8 protein-coding genes are annotated in these 6,597 nt (G+C 57.5%); 5 read left to right on the forward strand and 3 right to left on the reverse strand.

What is annotated here, in order from left to right:
* Positions 1-299: 299 nt before the first annotated feature.
* Positions 300-497, reverse strand: coding sequence for a hypothetical protein (locus tag NVV99_RS25815; RefSeq protein WP_033098684.1), 198 nt, complete (start codon positions 495-497; stop codon positions 300-302).
* Between the two features lie 44 nt (positions 498-541).
* Positions 542-718 (reverse strand): hypothetical protein, encoded by a 177-nt coding sequence (locus NVV99_RS25820; protein WP_198162608.1) that lies wholly within the window; start codon positions 716-718, stop codon positions 542-544.
* A 384-nt stretch (positions 719-1,102) separates the two neighbouring features.
* On the opposite strand from NVV99_RS25820, the gene NVV99_RS25825 reads away from it, so the two are divergent.
* Genes NVV99_RS25825 through NVV99_RS25840 form a run of 4 tightly spaced genes read left to right on the forward strand, consistent with a single transcriptional unit; the run spans position 1,103 to position 5,098 of the window.
* Positions 1,103-1,303 (forward strand): hypothetical protein, encoded by a 201-nt coding sequence (locus NVV99_RS25825; RefSeq protein WP_260783247.1) that lies wholly within the window; start codon positions 1,103-1,105, stop codon positions 1,301-1,303.
* A 38-nt stretch (positions 1,304-1,341) separates the two neighbouring features.
* Positions 1,342-3,447: a DNA methyltransferase gene (locus NVV99_RS25830; protein WP_260783248.1), complete on the forward strand. Its 2,106-nt coding sequence runs from the start codon at positions 1,342-1,344 to the stop codon at positions 3,445-3,447.
* The gene (locus NVV99_RS25835) at positions 3,444-4,013 is read left to right on the forward strand and encodes a hypothetical protein (RefSeq protein WP_260783249.1); all 570 of its coding nucleotides are present in this window, start codon (positions 3,444-3,446) and stop codon (positions 4,011-4,013) included. The genes NVV99_RS25830 and NVV99_RS25835 overlap by 4 nt, the downstream gene beginning before the upstream one ends.
* Positions 4,014-4,072: 59 nt before the next feature.
* Complete coding sequence (locus NVV99_RS25840) at positions 4,073-5,098, forward strand: DUF3644 domain-containing protein (protein ID WP_217580680.1); 1,026 nt, start codon at positions 4,073-4,075, stop codon at positions 5,096-5,098.
* A 76-nt stretch (positions 5,099-5,174) separates the two neighbouring features.
* Here NVV99_RS25840 and NVV99_RS25845 read toward each other — a convergent pair whose 3' ends face one another.
* Positions 5,175-5,984, reverse strand: a complete 810-nt coding sequence (locus NVV99_RS25845; RefSeq protein WP_232333539.1) for a recombinase family protein — start codon at positions 5,982-5,984, stop codon at positions 5,175-5,177.
* 146 nt (positions 5,985-6,130) lie between these two features.
* Between NVV99_RS25845 and NVV99_RS25850 the strand changes: the two genes are divergently transcribed.
* Positions 6,131-6,577, forward strand: a complete 447-nt coding sequence (locus NVV99_RS25850; RefSeq protein ID WP_260783250.1) for a DUF4238 domain-containing protein — start codon at positions 6,131-6,133, stop codon at positions 6,575-6,577.
* Positions 6,578-6,597 lie beyond the last annotated feature (20 nt).

Below are 6,597 nucleotides of genomic sequence, written 5' to 3' on the forward strand. Positions count from 1 at the left end.
ATCGACGCCCAGCCACTCGACCAGAATCCGCCTGGTCTCGGCCGCGATCGTCAGGTCGATCCCCTCGACCTGTGTCGCGAATTCCTCGCTCTGCGCCACCGCCCTGTCCTCCCTGATCCTCGGAACCGAATGCCCCCTGGCGGGCGTCCTCGTCTGCCACGCGACCTCCTCGACTGCGCCCTTCTTCGGGCGTAGCGTCCCCATCCATCGGGACGACTCGTGAGGTCTATTCTACTAGCATTTACGACACAAAACCATTTTCAACCTGCGGTTTTAGTGATTTTTGTTAACGCTGAATCCTACGGCAGCCGGGCTGCGCGAGGAGTGGCCATTGCGGTCGCCAGAACGAACAGCAGCGGCAGAATCATCAGTCCACCGAGGCCGGCGAACACCGCCCGGCCGGCGCTGCCGTAACGCCGATACGAGCGCGAGGCGCACACGATCGCGCTCGTAGTGGCGAGCGCGTTAAAGATCAGCAGGATCACGAAAAAGCTCATGGTGAAGCCCCCTTCGTCGGCGGGTGTTAGGCCGCAGGTCGGTGTTACAGGTCGAACAGAGAGAACTGATTCTTCGCGGCCGCGGCGTCGGTGTCGCGTTCGTAGCGTTGCGCCATCAATCGTGCAGCGTCCGGTGTGCAGCCGAGTTCCTGCCCGATCTCGTGCCAATCGGCGCCGTCGGTGCTCATCTCCCATGCAGTGCGATGCAGCTCGTCGTCCATGCCGCGCCCCCTTCATATCGGCTCTCAGTTTGTCCATTCTGCATTATTGTTGCTTAGACAACAAGAGCGCCATTTTCCGAGTACCTCCGCTGCACGTACCGTGCCTAACAACGGACACACATGCTTGAGCACAGGGACACCTGCTTCAGCTTTTAAGACCACGGGTTAGGGAGACCTCCGGGCTGGCTGGGAGGCGAGATCCGGAAGACCTGCGTCCTTTGGAGTGAAGATCAAGAAGATGTCGACTCACGCGGGTTTTGGCTTCTGACGGGGGCAGGCCATTACGCTGTGGATTAGCAAACCGTCAACTGGGCAAGGTGGAGGTACATGGGAGCCCCGGCACACGACCCACGCTCCGCAGCCCAGGCTGCGCATGAGCTTGCGATGTCCGAAGTCTCAGACGTACTGGTGAACATCGAGCACGCCATTACACGCGCAAAGAAGGCGAAAAAGCGCCTCGGCAACAGCCCGGAAGAACACAACGCGCAGCTCGCCTTGGCCGACGCACTCAAGGAACTTGAGCGCACACGCACCCGCCTACAGAAGGATGCCTACTTCAGCGGAGACGAACTGAGGCTGGTGTGACTGTGACCCTCTCACAGTGGTGACATAGGGTCACCGCTGTGCGTAGCGGTGAAGAGATTCAGAAAGCCCTGGTCAAGTTCCACAAGAAGTGGCGCAACTACCAGGGCAGCGAAAAGAGCGAAGCTCAGACCTTCCTCAATATGCTCTTCGACGCCTACGGCTCCGACCGACTGGAGGTAGGAGCCAAGTTCGAAGCCTTCAAATCCTCGGCTGGATTCATGGACCTGCATTGGCCAGGGATTTGCATCGTCGAGATGAAGGCACCTCATGTGCACGTCACCGAAGCCCGCGAGCAGGTCAAGCGGTACTGGGAAGAGTCAGCGGATGATGATGCCGATGTCCCTGCCGCCCGGTGGGTGGTGCTCTGCAACTTCCATCAGTTCGAGATTTGGGAGCCGGGCCGCTTCCCGAAGTCGCCCCGCGCTTCCTTCACCCTTGAAGAGCTGCCATCCCGTTACGAAGCACTGATGTTCCTTGCTGGCGCCGACCAGCGACCCAACTTCGCCCAGCTCCACAAAGAACTAACTACCCAGGCTGCCGACAAGGTCGGGGAAGTCTATCGATCGTTGATCGACAGGAATGCTGCTCCGCCGGATGAAGTCCAGCGGTTCATTATGCAGTCGATTTGGACGATGTTCGCCGAAGAGCTCGGGCTTCTCACCGGCGCACCGTTTCAGAACACCGTAGCCAAACTCCGTGGTCGCGCCGAGGAATCAGCGCAGACACTTGGGTTCTTGTTCAAAGTGCTCAATCAAAAGGGAGATCAGCACCGCAAAGGCATCCTGGCCGGCACTCGATACGTCAACGGCCAACTGTTCGCCGATCCGGCATACGTAGAGCTGAACGAAGAGGAGCTTGATGCTCTCTACGAGGCCACTACGTACGACTGGAGCAAGGTTGAACCCACGATCTTCGGATCGCTGATGGAACGCATTATCGGCGGTAAACTGGGCGCTCACTACACTCACGAAGTCGACATCATGAAGATTGTCGACCCCACCATCGTTCGCCCCTGGCAGGACCGCATCGACGCCGCGTCGACACCCGCTGAGGCCCTTCGAGTGTTGGAAGAACTATGTTCCTTCCGAGTCCTTGACCCGGCCTGTGGCTGCGGCAACTTTCTCTACGTGGCCTACCGCGAACTGCGCCGCCTTGAGTCCACTTGCAAACAACGCATCGCAGACCTAGCTGCTGAGACCGGGTTACCGATGCCCCCCGGACCGTATCCGTATGTGCGCCTCAACAACTTCTATGGCATCGAGATTCAGCCAGCTGCTGTGCTGATTGCTCGCGTCACGCTGTGGATGGGGCACCGCCAGATGATGGACCAGTACGGCGACGCCGAACCTCCACTGCCCTTGGTCAATCTTGCTGGTATCACCATCGGCGATGCGGTGTTCGGGTCCTGGCCTGAGGTTGATTGCATTGTCGGTAACCCACCGTTTGTCGGCGACCGAAAAATTCGCGGTGAGCTGGGTGAGCCTTACCTTCAGAAGCTGAAGAACGGGTTTCCTTCCGTTGGGGTTGTTGATTTCTGCGCGTACTGGTTTCGCAGGGCCCACGATCATCTCAACGACGGTCAGCGAGCAGGATTTGTATCAACGAACACTCTTCGCGAGAACAAGCATCGACTGGCCTCGCTGCGCTACATCGTAGATAACGGTGGTGTCATCACTGATGCCGTATCTACCCAGAGGTGGCCTGGGGAGGCCAAAGTCTTCGTCTCCCTTACTAACTGGGTTAAGAATCCAACTACGCCCGTGGCAGAGTTCTATCTCGACGGAGTGCAGGTCGAGGCGATCAACTCTAAGCTTAAGCCCGGTCCCACCCTCCCGGAACCATACAAGCTGCCTGCGAACAAAGGTAAATCCTTCATTGGTTGCCAGCCAACCGGAGAGGGATTCATCATTGATGACAAGACCGCCGCCAGCCTCCACGCTTCCGGAGAGGAAAAGGTTGTGCGTCGCTACATCACGAGTGACGACATAGCCGACGTAGTCGAAGCGCGGCCAAGCCGATGGATCATTGATTTCGGCACTATGCCTCTGGAAGAGGCTATGAAGTATCCAAATTCCCTGGCAGTGCTTCGGAAGACGGTCAAGCCGGAGCGTGACAACGACCCGGAGCTACGAAAGATCTGGTGAAGTTCTGGCGACCCAGACCCGAGATGCGTAAGGCCATTGCATCGAAGTCCCGCTATCTTGTGTCAACACTGACTGGTAAGCGTCTGCTGTTTACCTGGGCAGACAACGACTGGTGCCCGAGCAATGCAGTGGGAGTATTTGCTTTCGATGACGACTATTCGATTGGCATTTTGACTTCTACCGCATTCGATGCGTGGGTGTGGAATGAGTCATCGACGATGAAGGACGACCTGCGGTTCACGCCGTCTACCGCGTTCGAGACATACCCCTGGCCTTCCCCCACCCCAGACGAGAGGCAGGCCGTTGCAGAGGCAGCACGCGACCTCATCAACCGCCGTCGGGAGATTTCACGGAACGACCAGATCGGCCTGACGGTTCTGTACAACCGCGTCGACGAAGGCGCATATTCAGACCTGTTCAAGCTACACAAGCGTCTGGATGCAGCTGTCGCAGATTGCTACCACTGGCCCCGCAAGATCGCGCAGGACCGATTCGAACTTCTCCAACGGATAGGGAAGTTGAACCAACAAATCGGTCAAGGGGTCGGACAGTACAATCCGTTCTGACATGACAAAAGACGGGACTCCCCCCAACGAGCCAGTCACTACTGCCATAGTCTCACCCTATGGCTCCTCGTCCGCACTGGTGGCATGTCCTTCAAGCATCCAAAAATGAGGTACGGCTTGCAGTCGACCTGTACAACCGTTCGGGCGATGCACGACAGCTCGAAGCTTTCATTGTCCACATGTCGATGGGTTGGTTGAAACTCTTACAGGCCCATTTCGAGAAGGCTGGCCGAGATGTCTATATTCGAGACTCTCGCGGGCGGCGTATTCGTCATGAAGATGGCGATTGGAAGTACAAGTCTCTTAGCACCCTCATGATGGAGTTTTTTACTCCCAACGACCCCCGGAAGGCGAACCTGGACTTCTTTGTGGGATTGAGGAACAGGATCGAGCACCGACATGAAAAGAATATTGCCGCCCTGGTAGCCGGCCGCACTCAGGCATATCTACTGAACTACGAAACCACTCTTGTCGAGTTATTTGGCGATGATGAAGCTGTCGCTACAGAACTGCGTTTTCCTTTGTTTCTATCCTCGATCACAGATGATGCTGCCAAGGCAGTAAAAAAGGTTCGCTCACAAGTTCCCCGTGGCGTGCTGGAATGGGTGCAAGATTTCGATGCAGGATTGTCCCCTGATCTGGCAGCTGACCAGCAGTTCGATTTCCGGATTTACCTAATTCCTTATAAGGGTCCAAAGACTGAAGCAGACGCCGTGATGACCTTTGTACGACCGGAAGAACTCACAGAAGAGCAAAACGCAGTCATGGATCAGGTGCGGACCATCATTCGAGAGAAACAGATTCCTGTAGCTGACCTTGGAACGCTCCGGCCGGGGCAGGTAGTCGAGCGTGTAGCGGCAGAACTCTCTCAGCCCTTTACAACTCATCATCACACACAAGCGTGGCGTTACTTTGGGGTTCGCCCTCCAGTGGGCGCAGACGATCCCACAAAAACAAAAGCTGACTTCTGTCGATATAATCAGACTTTCGAGCGTTATGTGTATACCGAATCCTGGGTTAGCTACCTCATTCGAAAGTTGTCGGATCCGGAAACTTATGAAGCGGTCATGACCTGGAAGCCATAAATACTCAGTTGGCCCCACTATCTATAGGACGATTCGGTTTCCTTTAAGATCTTAGAAAAAGAACTTTCGTCCTCGATCATGTTACGCGGCCAAGAACGCGACCGGCTCGAGCCAGCCTCTCTCGTTCCCGATCGGCTGCACGGGCAGCCGAAGATCGCCGGCGCGAGTCAACGCGAGCCCGTGGATCCACTAGACGTGAAACGGTGGACGGGTGCCATTGTCCGCCGCGTTTTGAGGGGACGCCGGCATCATTTAGTCGGCGGGCGATGGCTCGTACGCCGATTCCTTCGACGGCCCATGCCCGCACTTGCCGCAGTACGGCAACTTCTTCCGGGTGCTCCACGAGTTTCCCATCGACCACCCGCTGCCCGTAGGGGGGCGATCCTGTTGCATATCCGCCGCGTTCGGCTTTCTGTCTCCTGCCTGATTTCAGGCGCTTAACGATCAACCCGCGTTCGAGCTGCGCGGCGGCTCCCATGACCTGCCGGACGAAAGTGCGCATTGGATCGTCGTCGTCGTCCGGGAGGTGCTCGCCTCGGTCGGCGGTGAAGACGCGCTTTCCGTGTGCCCATACCACCGACAGGATCGCTTCCTGCTGGGTGAGGTGGCGGGCGAGGCGATCGAGGTTGGGTGCGAGCAGAGCGTCGGCCTTCCCTCCGGCGAGTATCTGCAACACTTCGGACAGTCCGGGGCGTTCGTCGTCGCCGGCCCTGCCACTGATCGCTTCGTCGCGGCATATCTTCACGATGCGCATGTTGTGGGCGCGGGCGTAGCTGCGGCAGTCCCTCTCTTGGACGTCGAGACCGTAGCCCTCGAGTTGCCCTCCGGTGCTTACTCGTACCAGGACGACAACCCGGAGCGGACGCGATTCGAGCGTGGAGGTCACCCCCCTGAGCGTACCTATCTATAGGTATAGATAGAACAGTGCAGGTAGACAGCCTATGAGCGATTTGCAGGTAATCCTTGCGAATACAGCATGAGCACGTGCCTTTATGGCAAGGCGTTGTCGGAGCCGTCTCCTACACTCCGGGAGTGCTTCCGCATCCGAGAGATCTGCGCGCTCAGACCTGCTTCGAACATGAATGGTTGTCCGAAGACTTCATCGCTGAATCGCGCAGGGTATCGGCCGCAGCTGAAGAATCGGGGAACTCTCCAAGGAAGCATCACTTCGTCCCGAAGATGCATCTGAAGCGCTGGGCAATGAGCGGCAAGGTCCAGCGAACCGAGGTGGAGACACGATACGTGCACAACCCCCAGCCTTATGCGGAGGTCGCGCAGAAACCGAACTTCTATACCCTCCCGAGGACCGGCAGCACGATGGACTTCCCGATGAAGTGGGTCGAAACGCACCTCGGTCGCATCGAAACCGCCTGTACCCGCCATCTCGATGTCCTCGGCAACTGGACCGGAGTGTTCTCGGACGCTGATGAGGCTCATCGAAAGTGCTCAACTGTGCTCGGTGGAAGTGCCCACCCGTGAGCAGGGTTCACTGTAGCGGT

The organism is Rhodococcus sp. PAE-6 (assembly GCF_025290685.1).
Taxonomy (GTDB): domain Bacteria; phylum Actinomycetota; class Actinomycetes; order Mycobacteriales; family Mycobacteriaceae; genus Rhodococcus; species Rhodococcus pyridinivorans.